At 55.9% G+C, this 21,575-nt stretch carries 19 protein-coding genes; 10 read left to right on the plus strand and 9 right to left on the minus strand.

From position 1 onward, the window contains the following. The first annotated feature begins 150 nt into the window (after positions 1-150). Positions 151-1,584, plus strand: a complete 1,434-nt coding sequence (locus ACR0MQ_RS19895; RefSeq protein WP_029622026.1) for a cache domain-containing protein — start codon at positions 151-153, stop codon at positions 1,582-1,584. Next, positions 1,584-2,231: a response regulator transcription factor gene (locus tag ACR0MQ_RS19900; protein WP_010442161.1), complete on the plus strand. Its 648-nt coding sequence runs from the start codon at positions 1,584-1,586 to the stop codon at positions 2,229-2,231. Before ACR0MQ_RS19895 ends, ACR0MQ_RS19900 begins: the two co-directional genes overlap by 1 nt. 83 nt (positions 2,232-2,314) lie before the next feature. Here ACR0MQ_RS19900 and ACR0MQ_RS19905 read toward each other — a convergent pair whose 3' ends face one another. Together ACR0MQ_RS19905 and ACR0MQ_RS19910 are read right to left on the minus strand one after the other, a co-directional pair. After that, positions 2,315-2,695 (minus strand): bleomycin resistance protein, encoded by a 381-nt coding sequence (locus ACR0MQ_RS19905; protein WP_170773264.1) that lies wholly within the window; start codon positions 2,693-2,695, stop codon positions 2,315-2,317. 51 nt (positions 2,696-2,746) lie between these two features. After that, positions 2,747-3,592 (minus strand): HalD/BesD family halogenase, encoded by an 846-nt coding sequence (locus ACR0MQ_RS19910; RefSeq protein ID WP_170773262.1) that lies wholly within the window; start codon positions 3,590-3,592, stop codon positions 2,747-2,749. Positions 3,593-4,017: 425 nt separating this feature from the next. Here ACR0MQ_RS19910 and ACR0MQ_RS19915 point away from each other — a divergent pair, with 425 nt between their 5' ends. The 3 genes from ACR0MQ_RS19915 to ACR0MQ_RS19925 all read left to right on the plus strand — a co-directional run bounded on the left by ACR0MQ_RS19915 (position 4,018) and on the right by ACR0MQ_RS19925 (position 7,419). Continuing rightward, positions 4,018-5,769 (plus strand): acetolactate synthase 3 large subunit, encoded by a 1,752-nt coding sequence (locus ACR0MQ_RS19915; protein ID WP_480610302.1) that lies wholly within the window; start codon positions 4,018-4,020, stop codon positions 5,767-5,769. 67 nt (positions 5,770-5,836) lie between these two features. After that, a complete protein-coding gene (gene ilvN / locus ACR0MQ_RS19920; protein ID WP_010442156.1) occupies positions 5,837-6,397 on the plus strand; it encodes an acetolactate synthase small subunit in 561 nt (186 codons plus the stop codon). A 338-nt stretch (positions 6,398-6,735) separates the two neighbouring features. Continuing rightward, positions 6,736-7,419: a helix-turn-helix domain-containing protein gene (locus ACR0MQ_RS19925; RefSeq protein WP_480610351.1), complete on the plus strand. Its 684-nt coding sequence runs from the start codon at positions 6,736-6,738 to the stop codon at positions 7,417-7,419. 25 nt (positions 7,420-7,444) lie between these two features. On the opposite strand, the gene ACR0MQ_RS19930 is transcribed toward ACR0MQ_RS19925, so the two are convergent. The 4 genes from ACR0MQ_RS19930 to prfB all read right to left on the minus strand — a co-directional run bounded on the left by ACR0MQ_RS19930 (position 7,445) and on the right by prfB (position 11,609). Beyond that, positions 7,445-8,242: a DUF2189 domain-containing protein gene (locus ACR0MQ_RS19930; protein ID WP_480610305.1), complete on the minus strand. Its 798-nt coding sequence runs from the start codon at positions 8,240-8,242 to the stop codon at positions 7,445-7,447. Between the two features lie 29 nt (positions 8,243-8,271). After that, a complete protein-coding gene (locus tag ACR0MQ_RS19935; protein ID WP_480610307.1) occupies positions 8,272-9,669 on the minus strand; it encodes an amidase in 1,398 nt (465 codons plus the stop codon). Between the two features lie 104 nt (positions 9,670-9,773). Beyond that, on the minus strand, positions 9,774-10,481 hold the full coding sequence (locus ACR0MQ_RS19940; protein WP_480610309.1) for a M50 family metallopeptidase: 708 nt from the start codon (positions 10,479-10,481) through the stop codon (positions 9,774-9,776). Next, positions 10,482-11,609 carry a peptide chain release factor 2 gene (gene prfB / locus ACR0MQ_RS19945; protein ID WP_010442151.1) on the minus strand — a complete coding sequence of 376 codons (1,128 nt, stop codon included), beginning with the start codon at positions 11,607-11,609 and terminating at the stop codon, positions 10,482-10,484. Positions 11,610-11,698: 89 nt separating this feature from the next. On the opposite strand from prfB, the gene ACR0MQ_RS19950 reads away from it, so the two are divergent. After that, positions 11,699-12,325, plus strand: coding sequence for an aminoglycoside phosphotransferase family protein (locus ACR0MQ_RS19950; RefSeq protein WP_170773253.1), 627 nt, complete (start codon positions 11,699-11,701; stop codon positions 12,323-12,325). A gap of 184 nt (positions 12,326-12,509) precedes the next feature. Here the strand turns inward: ACR0MQ_RS19950 and ACR0MQ_RS19955 are convergent, their stop codons facing one another. The 3 genes from ACR0MQ_RS19955 to ACR0MQ_RS19965 all read right to left on the minus strand — a co-directional run bounded on the left by ACR0MQ_RS19955 (position 12,510) and on the right by ACR0MQ_RS19965 (position 17,542). Beyond that, positions 12,510-14,996, minus strand: a complete 2,487-nt coding sequence (locus ACR0MQ_RS19955) for a PBP1A family penicillin-binding protein (RefSeq protein ID WP_170773248.1) — start codon at positions 14,994-14,996, stop codon at positions 12,510-12,512. A gap of 95 nt (positions 14,997-15,091) precedes the next feature. Further along, a complete protein-coding gene (locus tag ACR0MQ_RS19960; RefSeq protein WP_480610312.1) occupies positions 15,092-16,312 on the minus strand; it encodes an N-acetylmuramoyl-L-alanine amidase in 1,221 nt (406 codons plus the stop codon). Positions 16,313-16,378: 66 nt separating this feature from the next. After that, a complete protein-coding gene (locus tag ACR0MQ_RS19965; RefSeq protein WP_480610314.1) occupies positions 16,379-17,542 on the minus strand; it encodes a pyridoxal phosphate-dependent aminotransferase in 1,164 nt (387 codons plus the stop codon). Here ACR0MQ_RS19965 and ACR0MQ_RS19970 point away from each other — a divergent pair. From ACR0MQ_RS19970 to ACR0MQ_RS19985, 4 genes are all read left to right on the plus strand, one after another. Next, positions 17,541-18,926, plus strand: coding sequence for a M48 family metalloprotease (locus ACR0MQ_RS19970; protein WP_480610316.1), 1,386 nt, complete (start codon positions 17,541-17,543; stop codon positions 18,924-18,926). The genes ACR0MQ_RS19965 and ACR0MQ_RS19970 overlap by 2 nt on opposite strands. Then, a complete protein-coding gene (locus tag ACR0MQ_RS19975; protein ID WP_170773239.1) occupies positions 18,923-19,681 on the plus strand; it encodes a DsbA family protein in 759 nt (252 codons plus the stop codon). Before ACR0MQ_RS19970 ends, ACR0MQ_RS19975 begins: the two co-directional genes overlap by 4 nt. Positions 19,682-19,913: 232 nt before the next feature. Continuing rightward, positions 19,914-20,522, plus strand: a complete 609-nt coding sequence (locus ACR0MQ_RS19980) for a CHAP domain-containing protein (protein ID WP_480610318.1) — start codon at positions 19,914-19,916, stop codon at positions 20,520-20,522. Between the two features lie 400 nt (positions 20,523-20,922). Next, positions 20,923-21,546: a hypothetical protein gene (locus tag ACR0MQ_RS19985; protein ID WP_480610320.1), complete on the plus strand. Its 624-nt coding sequence runs from the start codon at positions 20,923-20,925 to the stop codon at positions 21,544-21,546. Positions 21,547-21,575: the final 29 nt, after the last annotated feature.

Here is a 21,575-nt window from a genome sequence, read left to right on the forward strand (position 1 = left end):
ACCTACTACTACGTAGCCAGTTAGTTTTTTTTGGATTTGAGGGCGCAATTCGGGCTGATTTCGCGTACCCAGCACCAAATCGCGCTGCCTGAGGTTACTGATCAACCAATCTTTTTGCAATTTCGCTGCGGCTTGCGTATCGATTCGACCATGAGAGGTTTCCGAAATCTCATCTCGCTGACTTACGCGCAGAAATTGTCGCTTGTCGCTGCAATCCCACTGATTGCGGCGGTGGCAGCGATCGCCTTGGTGGTCGCATATGAATCCCGCGCAACCGCTGAAAGCGAGATACAAGCGCTTGAACGCCGCCTGATCGAAGCCAAGAAGGACGAGCTGCGCAACTACGTCACGCAAGCGCGCAACGGGTTTGCCTATATCTACGGCCGCGCCTCGCCCGATGACGAGGTGGCAAAGAACCTGGTAACGCAAATCCTGTCGGCGATGATCTACGGCAAGGACGGATTCTTCTTCGTTTACGATTATGACGGCAACAACCTGGTCAGCCCGCGCCAGACCGAGTTTATCAACCGCAACTGGGTTGGCCTAACGGATAGTGATGGCACGCCCATTGTGGATGAGTTCATAAGCCTCGCCCGCCAAGGCGCAGGATGGCACAGCTTTATGTGGCAAAAACCTTCAACCGGGGAAGAGGCGCAGATGATCGCCTACGTGGTTGGGTTGCAGGATTGGCGCTGGGTCGTCGGCACCGGCGTTTTCATCGACGATATCGTCGCCACCGTGGCCAACGCCCGCGCCGAGGTCGAGGCGCGCGTGCAGCGCACATTCCTTTATATCGGGGGTATCGTTCTTGCAGCCGTACTGATCGTCTTTGCATCCGGAATGTTGCTGAATTTTCGCGAACGCAGGTTGGCCGACGCCAAACTCAAGGAACTAACCCAGCGCGTGCTTGATACCCAAGAGGAAGAGCGCGGGCGCGTTGCCCGTGAATTGCACGATGGCATCAGCCAAATACTGGTCGGCGTCCGTTATGCGCTGGACAATGCCCGTCGACGGTTGGGCCGCGGAGACGACGCAGCCGCCCAAGCTCCGCTGCAAACAGGTATCGATAATCTGGCCACCGCCATCACCGAAGTCCGCCGTATTAGCCGCGATCTGCGCCCCGGCGTTCTGGACGATCTGGGTCTTGGGCCTGCCCTAAAAGCACTAACAGACGACTTCAGCGAACGCACCGGGATCGAGACCGAGTTTTCGACAGTCGTGTTCCGTAACCGGCTGGATCAGGACAGCAAGATCGCCCTTTATAGGATTGCACAGGAAGCCCTGACCAATATCGAGCGCCACTCGGGCGCGACCCGTGTTACCATAGATCTGCGGGGTCATAAGAAAGGCGCCACGATGCGGATCACCGACAATGGCCGAGGATTGCGTAGCGAACCCGGTCAAGTCAGCGCCGGGATCGGATTGCGCAACATGCAAGAGCGGATTGAGCAGCTCGACGGCAGCCTGCGTATCCTCTCCTCTCGCGGCGGACAAAGCGGCACTGTGATTGAAGTCAGCCTGCCACTCAGCCATATGCTGCCGCCGCAGGAAGATCCAACGCCAAAACGAAAGGCCGGTCTCTGATGTCCGACACGACCACACGTGTACTAATAGTCGACGATCATCCCATGGTCGCCGAAGGCATTCAGTCACTACTGGAAAGTTTTGATGAAATAGACGTGGTTGGCACGCTCTCAAACGGGCAAGAGGCGGTTGATCAGGCGACCCAGCTCGAACCAGACGTGATCCTGATGGATCTCAACATGCCCGGCCTCAGCGGGCTCAACGCCACTGAGATTATCTTGGAACGCCTTCCTGAAACCCGCATTCTGATCCTATCAATGCACGACAGTCCCGAATATATCTCGACGGCGCTCAGTCACGGAGCCAAGGGCTATATCCTCAAGGACGTTCCGACCGAAGAAATCAAGCAAGCTATCGACGCGGTGATGCGTGGCGAGCGCTATCTCTGCACCGGTGCCAGAGGTTCTTTGGAACCGAAAGAGGGTGACACGCGTGAAGCGCTAACCGGGCGCGAACAGACCATCTTGCTGGAGCTCGCGCAGGGTAAATCTAACAAAGAAGTTGCGCAGTCTCTGGATATTTCTGTCCGCACGGTCGAAACCCACCGTAAGAATATCAAACGTAAACTGGGGATCTCTTCGACTGCCGGTCTGACCCGCTATGCGCTGGAACACGGCGTTCTGCAGGGCACCAGCCCGGGGCTCTGACCGCAGCGCGATACGCGCTGCCCGACCCAACCGGAAAAGGCGCGCCGAATGGCGCGTTGATAACGGGCGGGAGCTTTGCCCGGTTACCTGGGGCGAATGTCCTGACCAAAGAAGATCAGCGTTCCATCTTCGTCGATCACATGAAATTCGCGCTGTTGATAGGGCTGATCGAAAGGCGGGCGCACGCGGCCTTCTGGCAAATCGGCCAGCCGCCCTTTCATCTCTTCATAAAGCTCATCAATTCCGTCGACATCAATATAGAAGGATTGGTTATCACCCAATGGTTTACCATCCGATCGCGGCGGGCATTCCAATAAACGAATGGCAACTTGATCCAACCTTAGAAACGCATAGTTCTCCTGCCTGAAATTGCAGGTAAATCGCAGCTTCTTGCAATAAAACTCAATCTGCGCGTCCAAAGACGAACAAAGAACAAATGGTGTGAGTTGCAGTATTTGCGACATTAATGGATTCTCCGCAGATAATATAGTGGCCAGTCTAGCCTCTCGCTTAACTCAATCCAGCAATTCGTCATCCCGAAGCCCAGCACGCGCGTAATGATGGGGCAAAACCCGACCATAAAGTTGCCGTGTACGCTCAACCCCGCCGCACATCCCTTCGGTTTCTACAAATGAAAAAATTCCGACATAGCGTTTGCGATCACCTTCGACCGGAGCAACCCGGTGCAAGGCATAACGCCCTTTGAAAATCTGCAGGTCTCCTGGTTGCAGTTCCAGTTGGTGCACACCCCTCCTGCTGCCATCTAAAATCGCAGCGACGCCTTTGAAATTTTCGTCTTCACTGGTCCGCAGATTGGGTGCGTATTCGAACGCGCCGCCCGCTTCGCCGTTCTGAATTGCCAGCGTAACAGTGTAATTATTGGTGTCGAAGTGCCACGGAAAGCCGCCCCCCTTCTCGACTACATTGATGATCACGTCCGCCAACGGATCGTCATATCTAAAGAACCGATCCTCTGGCTCGTTCAGCGCCTCGCGGATGAAGGGCATAAAACCTTCATACTCATAAATACGTCGCAGCGGGCTTGTGGCTAAAAAATTATCCGCTGGCACAAAGGCATTGGACCGGTCGAAAAACCGTCGGATCGGATGCCCGATACCAAAGCTCGGGTCGTCCTGAGTGAAATAGGCGTTCGTGCGATTGAATGACCGATGCGCCTTGGGAGCGACCTCGTCGGCCTCGGCAATCAGTCTTTCCAATCCCTCTTCATGCACAAAGGACGGCAGGACTGCACATCCATCAGCATCCAGATCCCGCCGCAGGTCCGCGATCAACTGCCTATATCCATAGGAGTCAGGCCGATCGATCGGATATCGCCCTAAATCTACAAGATCGTGCAACATGTCTGACCTCCCGATGTAGTGCTGTTTTCATCAGCCTGCCTCAGCATCGGGGGTTGCTCTGGTCTGTTTCAGACATGGACCTGACGCAATCAGACCAGCCTCACGCAAGGTCATGCACTCAAAATTTCACCCTAATTTCACGGATGTTTCTCGAGCTGCGTCATTTTGCGCAATAAAGTAACAAAAAATATGAACACTGACTTACAATATTTTTGTATTTGCCTGTTGACGCCCCTTCCCCTCAAACATAATGTCCCTGCACGCAAAGAAGGAGCCTCTGGCGATGAAAGCGCTAGTCGTAATCGTAGGAAACACGCGCATGGGCCGGTAACGGTAAACCATAATCGAACCCATGCGCCTCCGAAAATCTCGGGGGCTTTTTTTTGGCAACACGCAAGACACATGTCGCGAACGGAGCAAAGCAGATGACACGTGAGATGACCGGCGCAAAGATGGTAGTTCAGGCCCTCAAGGATCAGGGCGTGGACACAGTTTTCGGATACCCCGGTGGCGCCGTCCTACCGATCTATGATGAGATTTTTCTGCAAAACGACATTCGCCACATTCTGGTACGGCATGAGCAGGGTGCAGTACATGCCGCTGAAGGCTATGCCCGCTCAACCGGCAAGCCGGGCGTTGCCTTGGTCACATCCGGTCCCGGTGCGACAAATGCGGTGACCGGCCTGACCGATGCGTTGCTGGATTCGATTCCGATAGTTGTTCTGACCGGTCAGGTTCCGACCTTCATGATTGGCTCTGATGCCTTTCAGGAAGCGGACACCGTAGGCATCACCCGCCCCTGCACCAAGCACAACTGGCTGGTGAAGGATACGGACTCGCTGGCGGCAACAATGCATGAAGCCTTCCACGTGGCAACCGCGGGTCGTCCCGGCCCCGTGCTGGTCGACATTCCGAAGGACGTTCAGTTTGCCTCGGGTGAATACACGACGCCAAAACCGTCAACCTCCCACTATCAGCCAGTATTGAAGGGCGATCTGGAAGAAATCACCGAACTGGTTGCGGCAATTGAGACCGCGAAGAAACCGGTCTTCTACACTGGCGGCGGTGTCATCAATTCGGGCCCTGCAGCCAGCCAGCTGTTGCGCGAGCTTGTGGACGCAACCGGCTTCCCGATCACCTCGACCCTGATGGGGCTTGGGGCTTATCCGGCCTCGGGTGAAAACTGGATCGGTATGCTGGGGATGCATGGGCTCTACGAGGCCAACATGGCGATGCATGATTGCGATCTGATGATCAATATCGGCGCGCGCTTTGACGACCGTATCACCGGCCGTATCGATGCGTTCTCGCCAAATTCGACCAAGGCTCATGTGGATATCGACCCATCCTCGATCAATAAGGTTATCCGTGTGGACATCCCAATCGTTGGCGATGTTGCCCATGTGCTTGAGGACATTCTGAAAGTCTGGAAGGCACGCGGTCGCAAAACAGATGCCGCCAATATCAAACAGTGGCAGGAACAGATCAACGAGTGGCGCAAAGTTAACTGCCTTGCCTTCACCAACAGCGAGAAAACCATCAAGCCGCAATACGCGCTGCAACGGCTTGAAGAGCTGACAAAGAACCACGATCGATACGTCACGACTGAGGTTGGACAACACCAGATGTGGGCGGCTCAGTATCTCGGCTTTGAAGATCCAAACCGCTGGATGACATCGGGTGGTCTGGGCACAATGGGCTATGGTTTCCCCGCCTCGATCGGTGTGCAGATGGCACATCCCGATGCGCTGGTCATCAACGTGGCAGGTGAAGCGTCGTGGTTGATGAACATGCAGGAAATGGGCACCGCAGCACAGTACCGCTTGCCGGTGAAGCAGTTTATCCTGAACAATGAACGCCTTGGCATGGTGCGCCAATGGCAGGAGCTGCTGCATGGCGAACGCTATTCGCACAGCTGGTCCGAAGCACTGCCTGATTTCGTCAAACTCGCCGACGCCTTTGGTGCCAAGGGTATCCTGTGTTCCGACCCAGCAGATCTGGACGACGCGATCATGGAGATGATCAACTATGACGGCCCTGTGATCTTTGACTGCGTGGTCGAAAAGCACGAAAACTGCTTCCCGATGATCCCATCAGGCAAAGCCCATAACGAAATGCTGCTGGGCGAGGCCGAAACGCAGGGCGTAATCGATAGCAAAGGCTCGGTACTGGTTTAACAAAATTCGACGAATTTTGTCGGGCGCTTCGGTGCCCGGCCATCGAAAGATGATGAAAGGGACGTAAATGTCTGCCCTACAAATCAAAAAAGGCGCAACTCGCCATTCTGCTTACAACCTACGCCCAACTTTCTCGGACGTTCAGGAACAGCATACAATTGCTGTTCTGGTTGAAAACGAACCAGGCGTTCTGGCGCGGGTGATCGGACTTTTCTCGGGCCGTGGCTATAACATCGAAAGCCTCACGGTCGCCGAGGTGGATCATACAGGCCACCTGAGCCGGATCACGATTGTCACCACCGGCACCCCGCAGGTCATCGAACAGATCAAGGCGCAGCTCGGACGCATCGTCTCGGTTCGCGATGTCCATGATCTGACCGTTGAAGGCGCCTCGGTCGAGCGCGAGCTGGCGATCATCAAGGTTGTCGGCGAAGGAGACAAACGGGTCGAGGCGTTGCGTCTGGCCGATATTTTCCGCGCCAATGTGGTCGATAGCACGCTGAATTCATTCATTTTTGAAATCACCGGCGCGCCAGACAAGATCGATGCGTTTGCTGACCTGATGCGCCCTCTAGGGCTAATCGAAATCGCCCGGACCGGTGTTGCTGCCCTGCTGCGTGGAGACTGACATTTTGGCACCATCCTCGGCTGTGCTTGCCCAGCCGAGGACCCGGCCACGCAATAAGTTTAAACAATAATCCGAAATTAGTCCGCATTCCGCGCAATTCATGAACAATAGTATGTAAAAGATCATGCAAAAAAGCTGAATCACTATTGATTTTGCATGACGTAACGTTAGCCTGACCTGCGTAGCGGGACCTCATCCGGCGCCCCCTTTTGTCATTTTTACGATTTCTGACTGACGTGCAGCCACTGTGTTGACGTCTTCTTGTTACTTCGAATCTCAAGCAGAACCGTGGAATTGACGTGACTGACAGCAATCGCAGCCCTGCAAAATTACGTAGAATGTTTGGCGCGAACCTTCGGCAGCTTGCACAAAGATTCCCATCGGTGTCTGAGCTATGCCGCCAACTGGGAATCAATCGAACGCAGTTCAACCGATATCTGGCCGGTGAGAGCTTTCCGCGCCCGGATATCTTGGACAGGATTTGTCAGTTTTTTGATGTCGATGCGCGTATCCTTCTAAAACCACTGGATGAAATCGAGCCCAACGCACCGCATCCGGCGGTAAATGTCATCGATCGTTACCTCTCGGCTAACGTCGATACGACGTTTGCGACCGGCTTTTACCAAGCCATTGAGCGTGACCAGACAGCCGCGAGCCAGCCCCATCACCGGCTGTACCATGTGCGTGAGATCTTCAATTGCACCCTGCTACGTGGTTATGACCCCTGTTCCCCGCTATCCGAGAGACCCGCCACGCGTGAGGTTCGGGGTATCGTGTCTTATGCAGATGGAAAGATCTGCGCGTTGATTTCACGAAAAGGCGCGCAAGATCGTCGAATGATGGTTCTGTCTGAGACGAGCGAAGAGAACGGCACCCGATTGTTGGGCTATGTCTATCGGCTGGCAGAAGGATCCGAGCTAGGCCAGAGCACCCAACGGGTTGAGCTACGGCACTTGGGACATGACCTGTCTGCTGCGTTGAAATTGGCGCGCAAAGCAAAGCGCTCAGCGCACCCGCGCTAGGGCACTCTGACCTGAGATTGCGCGCTCAGGCACTCTCAGGTTCAGTAGTTTCTGATGTTCCACCATCTGAGATCAAACGATAAAGATGCCAGCTTGCGTGTCCAAGCAACGGCAGGACCAGAAACAGGCCCAAGAACCAGGGCACCATCGCGAGAAATGTGACAATCGCGATGAATCCTCCCCACCCCAGCATCACTTTCATGTTCGCCTTGACGTAACCAAAGCTTGAGATCATCGCTGTCACGAAATCTAGTTCGCGATCCAGCAACATTGGTATCGATAGTACCGTGATCATGTACAAAATGATCGCAAACACGGCACCGACCAATGTGCCCAAAGCTAACATGCCCAAACCATTAGGGGTCAGAAAGACTTCAAACGAAGTCGAGATGTTGGTCATCGTCGACAGACCCATGAACAGGGCAAAGATCATGTGACCCAGAAAGAACCAGAACAGAAAAATCACCACTATGATCGCGCAAATAGACGGCAGTTGCCTGCGGCTTTGCTGAACGACGACGCCGAATATCGCAGCAGAGTTCAACGGTTCGCCCTGCTCCAATCGGTGCGACACCTCGTATAGCCCTACGGCGGCGAATGGCCCGATCAAAGGAAATCCGATTGCGGCCAGAACCAGCCAGAATGATGTACCGGTCTTTAGTGTAACCCAGGCCATGAGCCATCCGGCCAAGACATAAAAACCAGCAAAAAGAAGCCCGTATAGCGGCGCGCAGCGAAAATCTTGCCAGGCGCGACACAGCGCTTGTTTCAGCATCGCAGTATCGACCGGTTTCAACGTCGGCACACCAAAGGGTTTATTCATTCCTGTTTGCTCCTCCCAGGCGTTTCTTTCTACATGGCGGGTCGTTTCTGTGGCCAGTGCGTTTCTGCGTGATAAGCGGCGCCCATCGACAAGATTTTCGCATCCGATCCACGTGGGCCAAATAGTTGCAGCCCCATCGGCAACCCATTGGCCCCAAACCCGGCTGGAGCTCCCAAACAGGGCAGACCCAGCAGGCTGACTGGCGTCACAACTTGCATCCAGCGATGGTAGGTATCCATCCCCTGCCCTTCGATTTTGGTTGGGTATGGTGTTTCGATCTCAAATGGCCAGACCTGCGCAGCTGGCAATACCAGAGCGTCATAATCAGCAAATATCTCTGCCGCGCGTCTGTGCCAGTCTGATCGAATAACACTGGCGCGGTGCACATCCATTGCGCTGAAAGACAGCCCACGCTCCAACTCCCATTGCGCTGTATCTTTGAGTACGGCTTTATCCCGAGCCAGAGGCTCAAGCCCAGTTGCCACGCTCCACGAGCGCAATGTGATCCAGCTGTCCCAGATCAGGTCCGCATCAAAGGGTGGTTCCAGCGCCTCAACCCGCGCGCCGTTTCCTTCGAAAACCCGCAACGCATCTCTGCAAAGCTCAAGTATGCCTGGCTCATATGGAAACGCCCCGCCCCAGTCACCCATCCAGCCGATACGCATTCCTGTCAGATCGGCCGCCTGAATGGGGGACACTGCCGCAACCTCGGCGCTCAGGGGCATTCTTGGGTCTGGGCCAGACATCACGTCGAGCAAAAGCCCGATATCTTCCGGGCTGCGCGCCATCGGTCCCAATGTTGAAAGCTGGTGCAGATAGCTGTCGCCCGCAGGTTCGGACGGAACCCGCCCCCAAGTAGGCCTGAACCCATAGACGTTGTTCCATGCCGCAGGGTTGCGCAAGCTGCCCATCATGTCGGACCCGTCGGCCAGCGACAGCATGCCCGTCGCCAACGCCACAGCCGCGCCACCAGACGAGCCGCCACAAGATTTTGCCGTATCGTACGGGTTGCGGGTTGCACCATAGACGGGGTTGAACGTGTGCGAGCCAAGTCCGAATTCCGGCGTATTGGTCTTACCGATCAGGATCGCTCCAGCTGCGCGCAACCGGGCGGCCAACAGATCGTCAGTTTGTGGGACATGATCCTTGAACAATGGCGAACCCTGGGTCAAGGCGATCCCCGCCACATTCACCAGGTCTTTCACCGCGATCGGTAGCCCGTGCAGCGAACCACGCGTGAGGGCCGCATCCGCCGCCCGCGCCTCTTCCATCAAAGCGTCTTCCTCTCGGAGCGCGACAATCGCGTTCACCGGGCCATTCACCTCAGCGATCCGATCCAGTGTCGCGCGCATCAACTCAACTGCTGAAAGCTGACGGTTGGACAAGCTATCGAGAATGTCCTTTGCAGAGGCTCTGTTCAGATCCATGTGGGTTGGCCCTTTGCCTGTTCCCGATCAGCCTAACGACGTGGTCGGACCATTTAAAGCCACTGTTTAGATGTATCTTTTTTGGATGTGAGCAAAGGTTATGCTCACTTGATCCTGACGTCGATCCGAACATTGCTATCGCGGCCAAGCATGTTCCTCAGGCCAAAGATGATCATGACTAGACTGATGGTCAGCCACAGCCCACCCCACATCATTGTCGTTCCACCGAACTCGTCGGCCAGCATGTACGCGTCTGAACGCAAACCCGAGCGCCGGAGGGTGTCATCGAAGATATCAAAGGGCACGTAGATCATGCTGGTCAATCCAATGACTCGCAAAATCAGATCGCACAGATTGCGGCTCAGGTACCAGGCGATCGCCACCATCACCACGCCGCTGCCCGCACAGAACGCCATGGCAAACGGGTCACGGATATACAGCAGAGTGACCACCAGCATGACGCCACCAAAGAGACCAAGCGCCATCCGATCGGCATTCGTGCGTAAAGCGATCATCAGCAGCCCCATCCCAAGCATCAATGAGCCCAGATATCCGGCTGAAAGGCTGATAAACCGGTTGCCGCCTCGGCCGACCACCAGACCACCCTGTTGCGGTGAGACCGAAAAGCTATCGACCGATCCTCCGGTCAGAACGATAGCAAGGACGTGCGAAAGCTCATGCAGAAAAACAACCAGGATTTTCAATGGAAGCACCAGCATCGTGTTCCAGAACACAAACACCAACGCAACAATGATGATCAATTGCCAGTGGCCTTTGATCAGGTTTGCAGCAGAGGTCAGGTGCTTTCGCAACTAGCCTTCGCCTTGCGCCTCGGACCGGCTTTTACCCGAGACATTCAGCGCTAGCGTCGCTGCCATGAACTCATCAAGGTCGCCGTCCAGTACGCCCTTGGTATCCGACGTTTCATGGTTGGTTCGCAGATCTTTAACCATCTGATAGGGCTGCAGCACATAGGACCGAATTTGGTTGCCCCAACCCGCATCACCTTTAGCCTCATGCGCTGCGTTGATATCAGCATTCCGGCGATCCAGCTCCTGCTGATACAGCCGCGATTTCAGTGCCTTCATGGCGATATCGCGGTTCTGATGCTGCGATTTCTCGGAACTCGTCACAACAATCCCGGTCGGGATGTGTGTGATACGTACCGCCGAGTCCGTGGTGTTCACGTGCTGACCGCCTGCGCCCGAGGACCGGTATGTATCGATGCGGATGTCCGAAGGATTGACCTCGATCTCGATATTGTCGTCCACCACCGGATAAACCCAGACCGAACTGAACGAGGTATGACGCTTTGCTGCTGAGTCGAAAGGCGAAATGCGCACCAGCCGGTGCACGCCGCTTTCCGATTTCAACCAGCCATAGGCGTTGTGGCCGGTGATCTTGTAAGCGGCGGATTTGATCCCCGCCTCTTCCCCCGCCGTCTCGGATTGTAGTTCAACCGTATAGCCCTTTTTCTCGGCCCAACGCACGTACATCCGCGCCAGCATCGACGCCCAGTCGCAGCTTTCCGTGCCGCCCGCACCCGAGTTGATCTCAAGGAACGTGTCATTGCCGTCGGCTTCGCCATCCAGCAGCGCCTCAAGCTCTTTCTTGGCGGCTTTGGTCTGCAGGCTTTTGATGGCGTTCTCAGCGTCGGTGACAACCTCTTCGTCCTCTTCCATCTCGCCCAATTCGATCAGTTCGATATTATCGCTGAGATCGGTTTTGATGGATTCGTAGGTCTCGATTGCGTCGACCAGCATCTGCCGTTCGCGCATCAGTTTTTGCGCGTTTTCAGGATTGTCCCACAGGTTCGGATCTTCAACACGCGCGTTGAATTCCTCTAGCCTGTGCGGAGCGGTTTCATAGTCCATACGCTGCGCCAGCAGCTCCAGCGACTTTTCGATTTCCGCCACGATATTCTGGGTTTCGGCGCGCATGGTCAGGTCCCAACTTGCTCAATCAGGGTTGCGTGATAGCAAGAGGTGCAGGTCACCACAAGACGGGCAGGATCGTAATGCAGAGCGCAGTGGAAAAGTTAGCGAACAATTGGGTGCTGCATAACCTGTCTTACGTCGCAGATACCGGCCATGCACAGGTTTGGAAGGTTCAAACAGCCAATGGAAGCGCGGCGCTGAAACTTTACCATCGCACGGATCGGGGCAATGAGGCGGCAGGTACTACGCTGCTGAAGCATTGGGAGAATCGCGGTGCTGTTCAAATACTGTCGGAAGCGCAAAATGCCGTGCTGATGGAGTGGTTGGAGGGGCCGTCTCTCGGCGATATTGCGCGTACTGGTCAGCCAGGCATAGCCCTTGCCAGTCTGGCTGATACAGCGCGAGGCCTACATCACATGCCGATCAAATCACCCAAAGGGTTGAAGCCGCTCAGTGATGTCTTTGAGCCCCTATTCTCCTGCCGATTTTTGCCGGACTGCACCGCAGCATTACAGTGCAACATGAAGAGAGCGATCAGTCTGGCGCGTCGCCTGTTGGACACCCAGGTTCAGACAGTCGCATTGCATGGTGACCTGCATCCCGACAATGTTATTCAGACTGCAACCGGGCCACGCGTGATAGACGCAAAAGGGTATTTGGGTGATCCGCGTTCGAGCTGGCGAATGCCCTGCGCCATCCCAAAGGCATGCCCTCTCTAGTGCAGCAGCGCAGCCAGATCAAAAGATGTCTAAAGCTCTACGCCGATGCGCTGCTTGTGAGCGAAGACCGACTGGCAAAATGGGCTGCTGCAAAGTGCGCACTTTCAATTTTCTGGCGCTCACATGGTTCGGTCGAGACCGACCGTGAGGCCGATCTGCTCCACCTTTTCTTAGATATAGCGGATCAGTAAAGCCCACCGCCCTGCAGTTCACCTTGGCTAGCATTGGGGCCGACCGTGATCGTATCACCCGTCGAGGTGGTTACCTGACGGCCCGAGCTGGCCTCTTCAAACAACGGCAAATCCGAGCCCATAGCAAAGCCACCATCATAGATGCGGTCGATGAAGCCGTCGACGCCATCACGGAAATACTCGGCGACCACGTATTCTCCGCTGGCATCTTCAGGTAGGCGCGCGCCGCTGAACCGGTCGATCTTGATGAAATGGCCGCCCGGAGGCACTTCAAAGGGGCCTCCGCCGTATTTCTCGACGGCCTTTTCCATGAAGCTCTGGAACACAGGGCCACACAGCGTGCCGCCATAGGCCCCCCGGCCCATCGGACGCGGGCGGTCATAACCGATGTAGCAACCTGCCACGATGTTTGAGGTGAAACCGATAAACCACGCATCCTTGGATTCGTTCGTAGTGCCGGTCTTGCCCGCCGTGGGCACGGGCAGGTTCACGACACGCGACGCGGTGCCGCGATCCACCACGCCTTTCATCATTGAAGTCAGCTGATAGGCGGTGATGGCATCCATGACCTGACTGCGATCGGTCAGGATCGTGGGCGATTCATCGGGCTCAAGCCAGCTGGAGTTACAATCCACACACTGGCGATCGTCATGGCGATAGATGGTCTTGCCGAACCGGTCCTGAATACGGTCAACCAGAGTCGGCTCAACCCGCTCACCGCCATTGGCGAACATCGCATAGGCAGCAACCATTTTATAAAGCGTGGTTTCTTCGGACCCCAGCGAGTTCGCAAGGAATGCGCCCATACGGTCATAAACGCCGAACCGTTCGGCATACCCCGCAACAACGGGCATGGTGACCTCTTGCGCCAAGCGGATGGTCATCAAGTTCCGCGACATCTCGATCCCGGTGCGCAACGGCGTCGGACCATAGAACTTGTTGGTCGAGTTCTTGGGACGCCAAAGGCCCTGCGGTGTATTCACCTCGATCGGCGCATCCACAACGATTGTGGCTGGGCTATATCCGCTATCCAGTGCGGCTGCATAAACGAAGGGTTTGAAGCTGGACCCAGGCTGCCGCTGCGCTTGCGTGGCGCGGTTGAACACCGTGTCCTGATAAGAAAACCCACCCTGCATCGCGAGAACACGGCCCGAATTCACGTCCATCGCGACAAAGCCGCCCTGCACTTCTGGCACCTGACGGGCAGACCACTGCCCCTCTTCGCCGGCCATTACCAGAATGACATCGCCGCGTTTGAAATTGGCTGCGAAATCACCCTGCATCCACTTGATATCTTCGCGGGGGACGGTGCCATCTGCTGGGCCATCTTCGATCCCGACGGTCAGGGATTGGTCGGCCACGTTCAGAACAACGGCCGGATACCATTGCGTCGGCAGCACCACGTCGCGGGGGATTTCCATGATCGCCAGCGCCTCGCGCCACTTAGCTTCATCTGCCAGCTTCTCTTCAGGGATCACCTCACCCGTACCACGCCATTTCCCGCGCGAGCGGTCGTATTTCTGCAGCGCCGTGCGCAGGGCTTTCGCCGCTTCGACCTGCATTTCTTCATCAACCGACGCCCGGACGGTAAAGCCGCCAGTGAAGAACTCACCTTCACCAAAATCCTCACTCAGCTGGCGGCGGATTTCGTCAGTGAAGTAATCACGGGGTGGCAATGCAGTACGGAAGCTTTCAAAGTCACCGTTTTGGACCGAGCGCAGGGGCATCTCGACCTCGGTCTCATAGGTCGCCTGATCAATATACCCGTTCTGCTGCATTTCGCGCAGCACATAGTTGCGGCGGTTGAGCAGGCGTTCCTTCTGACGAACCGGATGGTAGTCGGACGGCGCTTTGGGCATAGCGGCCAGCATCGCCGCTTCGTGTGGTGCCAGCTCTTGCAGGGTCTTGTTGAAGTAAGTCTGCGCCGCGGCGGTCACGCCATAGGAGTTCTGGCCCAGAAATATCTCGTTCATATAGAGTTCGAGGATCTGTTCCTTGTCCAGCGTATCCTCAAGCCGAGTGGCGAGGATGATTTCCTTGATCTTGCGCTCGGCCCGGCGATCGCCGGACAGCAGGAAGTTCTTCATCACCTGCTGCGTGATCGTTGACGCACCACGTACGGTTTCGCCCTTGGTGCGCACGGCCTCGACCCCGGCAGCAATGATACCGCGCGGGTCATAGCCCTGATGGGTATAGAAATTCTTGTCTTCCGCAGAGATAAACGCCTGTTTCACCAGATCGGGGATTTCCTCGGACGGCGTGAACAGACGGCGTTCCTGTGCAAATTCGTCGATCAGCTGTCCTTCGCCCGAGTAAATCCGGCTGATGGTCGGCGGCTTGTATTGCGCCAGTGATTCATGACTGGGCAGGTCGCGCCCATACATCCAGAACACCGCGCCAACGACCAGCGCGGCCATAAAAATACCCAAGGTCACGAGGCTGAAAATCGCCCCGAAAAACGAAAGAATGAACCGGATCACGTTACTGCCTTTTACTCGCGGTGACGCCTATATAGTGCCGCCCCCCCGCAGGGTCAAAACACGAAAGGCTACAATGGCCGTTTTGCGCCGCTACGTTATTGACCGATCAGCGATCGTTTCACCAAATCGTCCTGACGCCAGTTCTCAAGTCCCTGCACAAGGCCTTGCGCCATCGAAGCGCGCCAGTCCGGATCAGAGATGTTCTTGAAATCGCGCGGGCTGGACAAGAACCCCAGCTCGACCAGAACCGAAGGGATATCCGCAGCCTTCAATACCGAAAATGACGCAGACCGCAGGGGTCTGCGATTCATCGGGCCTCCCTGCTGCGCCATACCATCGACCAACGAGCGGGCCAGCGCTTTGCTGCGCGGTTTGGTCTCTTGCCGGGCCAAATCCAGCAGCACATCAGCAACCTGATCGTCGGCTCCGCTCAGATCGATACCGGCAATCAAATCGCCTCGGTCATGCCGTTCGGCCAGCTTCTGGCTGGCCACATCCGAGGCCTCTTCTGACAGCGTGTAAACCACCGCCCCACGCGCCAGCCCTTCGGCCAGCGAATCCGCATGCAGCGAAATAAATACATCCGCCCCGGCCCGATGCGCCAGCGCAATGCGCCGTTCCAGCGAAACAAACTGATCATCGACGCGTGTCATCACCACTTCGAAACCACCTGCTCGCAGCAGCGCCTCACGCAGTTCACGCGCGAAGACCAACATCAGCGTTTTCTCATTGGTATCAGCTACCTCTGCCCCGGGATCAATGCCGCCATGTCCAGGATCCAGCATGACTCGCACTGCTTGTTCACCTCCGCGCGCGGGCACCGTCGATGTCACCGCAGGCTCCGGCAGGTCCCACCCCGGTTGCCGGGGGGCACCGGCGGTGGCTGCGAAACTGTCGAAGTCGGTCCCTTTCAAGTGCAGCGACAAATGTGCCGCGCCCGTTGCCTGATCAACCCGCAGCTCAGCGGTTTCCACCGCCAACGGAGCCCCAAGTTCCAACACCAGACGCGACCAACCGGGAACATACGCCCCGTATTGGACACTGCTGATGCGGTCGCTTTGCAGGAATGACTCGCGGTTCAGACCAGACCAGTCAACTTCCTGAAAATCCAGCACCATCCGGTAGGGATCACGCAGCGTGAATACACGGTATGGCACGCCCTGACTTAAACCAAGTTCGACCCGCACCCCGGTATTGCCTTCATCGACGATGCGACTTTCGTCCGGAAGGGCACGTGCAAGGGCGCTGAAATCCTGCGCGACAGCGGCACCGGTCAGCGCCCAGATCAGGGCGAGTGCGTAGAAAATCCTGCTCATGGCCTCAAGTTTTCCCGAGATCGTTTGAGGCAGAGCCTATCGTATAACCCCGCCTTTGTGAACGCCTTAGGCCGTTTGCGGGATCGCGCCCCGCTCGGCCATAAAACGCTGCAGCCGATCCAGCCCATCCTGAATGTCCTCGGTCGACCGCGCATAGGAAAACCGCAGCGTAGTGTGCCCGCGCACCGGATCGAAGTCCAACCCCGGCGTCACGGCAACCCCGGCCTTGTCCAGAATCTCGGCGGCAAAGGATCGGCTATCCTGCGTCAAATCCGAGACATCTGCATAGACGTAAAACGCCCCATCCGGCGGCGCGATATTGGTAAACCCGGCCTTGGGTAACCCATCCAGCATCAACAGGCGATTACGGCGGTAAACATCCAGATTGGCCTGCAGCTCATCTTCGCAATCCATCGCCGCCAATGCCGCCACCTGGCTCGCATGTGGCGCACAAATGAACATGTTTTGGGCAATCCGCTCGACCACGCGCACCTGATCTTCGGGCACAACCATCCAGCCAACACGCCAGCCGGTCATCGAGAAATACTTGGAGAACGAGTTGATCACATAGCACTCATCCGTCAGTTCCAGCGCGGTGACGGCGTTGGCTTCGTATTCCAGCCCGTGATAAATCTCATCACTGATGAATGAAGCCCCCTGCCTGTGCGCCGCTTCGATCAGCGACTGCATCGCGGCATGGTCCAGCATCGTACCAGTGGGGTTCGCAGGTGAAGCAACCATCAAACCCTGCAGATCGAGCCCTGTGAAATCCGCGGGCACCGGCTGCAGGCGGTTTTCCGACGCGGTCGGCAGATCAACCGGAATCAACCCCAGCGCCTTGAGGATTTGCCGATAGGACGGATACCCGGGTGCCCCGATCCCTACCCGATCGCCACTGTCGAACAGTGCCGTGAAGGTCAGTAGGAATCCGCCGGACGACCCCGGCGTGATCACCACCCGTTCGGGGTTGAGATCAACGTCATACCACTCGCCATACAACCGCGCGATCCGCCGCCTGAGCGCGGGCAAACCCAAAGCCACAGTGTACCCCAACGGCCCTTGTTCCATGGCCTTGGCCAATGCTTCAGTCGCGCCTTTGGGTGCCCCGGTTCCCGGTTGGCCAACCTCCATATGAATGACATGCCGCCCGGCCTCTTCCGCCTTGCGCGCAGCCTCCATCACGTCCATCACGATGAAGGGATCGACCCCGGAACGGGTTGAGTTTCTCATGGCCATCTCCCATGTTGCAGCCATGGCTTTTGAACGCGTATCCCGGCTGGCGTCAATCCCGGCCGTGTTGCTGATCGCAGTGACATGGCTGGCCGGTGTCACTCAGGCCAGCGCACAAAGCCTGATCCGCGATCCTGACATAGAACACGGCCTGAGAGAACTGGCCTTTCCGATCCTGCGCGCGGCCGGCCTGAACACCAACAGGGTCAGGATTCTGGTCGTAAATGATAGCGTATTCAATGCCTTCGTTATCGATTACAACACCATTTACCTGAATTACGGTCTGATCCTGACTGTCGAAACCCCCGAAATGTTGCAGGCGGTGATCGCGCATGAAGCCGCCCATATCGCCAACGGGCATCTTGCGCGCCGTTCGGAAAACCTGCGAGCGGCGCAACGCAACGCTCAGCTTGGCACGCTGCTGGCATTGGCAGCCGCCGCTGCTGGTGGCGGCGAGGCTGCAGCTGGCATTGCCGCCGGTACCCAGGCCTCGGCACTACGCAGCTTTTTGGGGCATACACGGGCAGAAGAAGCCTCAGCCGATCGCAGCGCCGCCAGCTATCTGCGTTGGGCCGGGATCTCGCCACGCGGGATGGTCGATCTGCACCGCAAGTTTGCCGGTCAGGAACTGCTAAGTGAATTCAGGCAGGACCCTTACATGCGTTCACACCCGACCAGCCGGGAACGATTGCGGGCGGCTGAGACGTTTTTGGATCAGTTTGGAGACAAAGCCGAAAAGAACCCAAACGCGAATTACTGGTTTGCCCGCATCAAAGGAAAGCTATCTGCGTTTTTGCGGTCGCCATCCTGGACTCTTCGCCGTGCTGCAGAAGAAACAGATCGCGATATTCGATTGATGCGCGAAGCCTCGGCACATCACCAGAACCGCGATCTTGCCCGTGCCCGCGCCGCGATTGACAGCGCGCTGGAGGTTCGTCCCGATGACCCGTTTTACTATGAATTGAAAGGTCAGATCCTGCTTGAGAACAGGCGCTTGAACGAGGCCGTTGAGGCCTATGGCGATGCGGTCGATATGGCGCCGAACAATTCTCTGATTCTGGCCGGTTACGGGCGCGCATTGCTGGCGGATGGGCAAACCAAGAAAGCCCTGCAAGTTCTTGAAAAAGCAAGGGCAAGAGATTACCGAAACGCCCGATTGATGCGTGATCTTGGCTTAGCCTATTCGCAGGTGGGCAACAATGGAATGGCGTCTGCTGTGACCGCAGAGCGATATGCGCTGCAGGGTCGTCTTGCTGATGCAGGCATCCATGCTAAACGCGCGGTTGCACAACTCCCCGAAGGCTCTCCGGGTTGGCAAAGGGCGCAGGATGTGCTGATTGCCTCGGAGCGCCTGAAAAAGAACAAAAGAAGGAAACGGAAATGATCCTGAGACATGCTGCACCGGCCCTATTGGGTCTTTCCCTGATCACTAGCCCCGCGCAGGCGCTCGACCTGAACGCCATGAGCGACGCAGAGAGAGCCGAGTTTGGCGCGCAGGTGCGCGAATATCTGCTGGCAAATCCGGAGGTGATCATCGAGGCGATCAACATCCTTGAAGAGCGCAACGCCGCAGCCGAGGCGAATGCCGACAAAGAACTCGTCGCTGCCAATGCGGAAGACCTGTTCAACGATGGTTATAGCTGGGTGGGTGGCAACCCAGACGGCGACATAACTCTGGTTGAGTTCATGGACTATCGCTGCGGCTATTGCCGGCGCGCCATGCCCGAAGTGGCGACCCTGCTGGCCCAGGACGGCAATATCCGTCTGGTTATTAAGGAATTGCCAATTTTGGGCGATGCCTCGGTCGTGTCATCCCGCTTTGCCATCGCGACCAAACAGGTGGCGGGAGATGATGCATACAAACAGGTTCATGATGCCCTCCTGGCCTTTAGCGGTGAGCCGTCCGAAGTCACACTGCGCCGCATCTCTGACGGGCTGGGACTGGACAGCGACGCGATCATCGCGGCGATGGACAGTGAAGAAGTCACCGAGGAGATCGCCAAAACCCGCGCGCTGGCACAAAAACTACGAATCTCTGGAACGCCTTCATTTGTTCTGGGCACTGAAATGCTGCGCGGTTACCTACCCGCAGATCAGATGCTGCAGATTGCGAACGGAGTTCGTGCAGAACAAGGTTAAGAGCAGAGGTTGGAATGATCGCCCGACGTTCACTTTGCCGATGGGTTCAACTCACCTTTGGCCCAACAGCCATCTACATTGGATATTGAGCCTTTTGTGAGCCTTCTCTTCAAACCTATCAATTGAATTGAATCGATTGAGTGGGCGTTCCTGAGCATGCATTGGACCACCTTGGAACTAGGGAACCGGCAATATTTTGCCGGGACCTTTTTGGGCTCTTTTCACAAGCTGCATGATCACCTTAAAACTCTGTAACCACTCAAACCGGCATCAAAGATTCTTGCAAATCAGCAACCGCAAAACAAATACGATTTGGCCGCGCCTGCCAGTCACCGCCCGCGCTGTGATCGCGATGGGCCTTATCGGTTTTGTCTCGGCCTGCGCTCAGAATCCAAACGATAGTGATCTTGATCCAGAGCGTCAGGCAATGGCGCTGCAAGAGGTTTCGAAAAAGCATGCCCGCGGGCAAAGAGTGTGGTGCGTACCCTACGCCCGAAACCTCAGCGGCATCCAGATCCGCGGTAATGCAAAGGACTGGTGGGGCAAGGCTGGCAATATCTTTGACCGGGGCAATGAGCCAGAGGTTGGTGCTGTGATGTCGTTTCGTGCAACCCGCGGAATGCCTCTGGGTCATGTCGCCGTCGTCACCGATATCGTCACCGACCGAGAAGTCATCATCAACCATGCAAACTGGCACCGCAACAAAGTGTCGTTGAAAATGGGTGTCATGGACGTATCCAAAAACAATGACTGGACGCTGGTACGGGTGGAAACCAATCCGGGTCGGTACGGCAGTTCATATCCGGTGAACGGTTTCATATATCCGAAGTTTGCAGAGTAACCCCATCCCGTGTTGCGTCTGTTTTGCTTCAGCAGAAGTTTTGCGTCTTGGATAAGCTCAGGATGGATCGAGCGGTAACGAATATCGACGAATAGGGTATCAAGGCATGTAAAATGGCTCAATAAAGATGCAAGTTTCCAACGAGCACATTTTTGTTCATCGCTAAGATCAAGTGGCGGTTTTTGATCGCCGACCAGATGTTGCCGCTTGCGTTCTGGATGTACGCCAAACAAGGGTGACGGCGCGATGCTTGACGAAGCGGATAATCTGCAGTTTTACCATTGAAAACGCCTCTGCAGAATTACGTTTGCCGGCTTTTGTTTTATTTTGACACGCTGCGAAAACTAAGGCATAATTAAGGCAGTTCGAGTTTTCTCTACTTTTTGGAGAGTAATTGGGTATGAATAAGGACTTCACTGCGCACCTTCGGTTGAGAATTGTTTTGGTGATAGCGCTTTTTGGCATGATATTTGCTAATTCAGCATCGGCCGTGACTATCGCAACTTCAACAAAAAGCGTTGATATTACCTGTTCAGGATCATGTGATTTTTGGGATTTGGCGTTGGATCCCGACGGTTTCAATGCATCCGCTGGATCTTGGCTCGCAGCTTCATATGGTGGTTTAGTCGGGCCTGGGCCTGGTAGTAACAATAGCAACGCCAATCGGCTTTCATTTATGAATACAGTTCTTGGATTCGCTGGGTTAGATTCATTCGCCACTCAATCGGCCTCAAGCGATGGAAACGTTGGGGGCGGTGGTATAGATAACCCTGGTGGGAGCTCACTCTTTTCCTGGACTGGCTCTGGCCAATACTATCTGGCTTGGAGTGCCTTTGATCCCCGTTACATACTGATCAGGAACAATTCAGAAAACAACACGTTCACCTGGGATGGCAAAGGGCTAAGCGGATTAGATGCGTTTGGAACCGTAGCACCTATACCATTGCCGCCTGCGGTGTTGATGTTGTTGGCTGGACTTGGTGGTTTGATTGTAATTGGCAAACGGAAATCACGTCCAGTCTGACAAATCTGTGAGCATTGGATTTCTTTAGA

Source organism: Ruegeria sp. AN6 (assembly GCF_056540425.1).

Bases quoted from the DNA above. Each gene is read 5' to 3' on its own strand.
- ACR0MQ_RS19935 (WP_480610307.1), bottom strand. From the start codon at position 9,669: ATGGATCTGAACAGAGCCTCTGCAAAGGACATTCTCGATAGCTTGTCC.
- ACR0MQ_RS19915 (WP_480610302.1), top strand. From the start codon at position 4,018: ATGACACGTGAGATGACCGGCGCAAAGATGGTAGTTCAGGCCCTCAAG.
- ACR0MQ_RS19960 (WP_480610312.1), bottom strand. From the start codon at position 16,312: ATGAGCAGGATTTTCTACGCACTCGCCCTGATCTGGGCGCTGACCGGT.
- ACR0MQ_RS19905 (WP_170773264.1), bottom strand. From the start codon at position 2,695: ATGTCGCAAATACTGCAACTCACACCATTTGTTCTTTGTTCGTCTTTG.
- ACR0MQ_RS19895 (WP_029622026.1), top strand. From the start codon at position 151: ATGAGAGGTTTCCGAAATCTCATCTCGCTGACTTACGCGCAGAAATTG.
- prfB (WP_010442151.1), bottom strand. From the start codon at position 11,609: ATGCGCGCCGAAACCCAGAATATCGTGGCGGAAATCGAAAAGTCGCTG.
- ACR0MQ_RS19910 (WP_170773262.1), bottom strand. From the start codon at position 3,592: ATGTTGCACGATCTTGTAGATTTAGGGCGATATCCGATCGATCGGCCT.
- ACR0MQ_RS19975 (WP_170773239.1), top strand. From the start codon at position 18,923: ATGATCCTGAGACATGCTGCACCGGCCCTATTGGGTCTTTCCCTGATC.
- ACR0MQ_RS19965 (WP_480610314.1), bottom strand. From the start codon at position 17,542: ATGAGAAACTCAACCCGTTCCGGGGTCGATCCCTTCATCGTGATGGAC.
- ACR0MQ_RS19985 (WP_480610320.1), top strand. From the start codon at position 20,923: ATGAATAAGGACTTCACTGCGCACCTTCGGTTGAGAATTGTTTTGGTG.
- ACR0MQ_RS19930 (WP_480610305.1), bottom strand. From the start codon at position 8,242: ATGAATAAACCCTTTGGTGTGCCGACGTTGAAACCGGTCGATACTGCG.
- ACR0MQ_RS19925 (WP_480610351.1), top strand. From the start codon at position 6,736: ATGTTTGGCGCGAACCTTCGGCAGCTTGCACAAAGATTCCCATCGGTG.
- ACR0MQ_RS19900 (WP_010442161.1), top strand. From the start codon at position 1,584: ATGTCCGACACGACCACACGTGTACTAATAGTCGACGATCATCCCATG.
- ACR0MQ_RS19980 (WP_480610318.1), top strand. From the start codon at position 19,914: ATGATCACCTTAAAACTCTGTAACCACTCAAACCGGCATCAAAGATTC.
- ilvN (WP_010442156.1), top strand. From the start codon at position 5,837: ATGTCTGCCCTACAAATCAAAAAAGGCGCAACTCGCCATTCTGCTTAC.
- ACR0MQ_RS19970 (WP_480610316.1), top strand. From the start codon at position 17,541: ATGGCCATCTCCCATGTTGCAGCCATGGCTTTTGAACGCGTATCCCGG.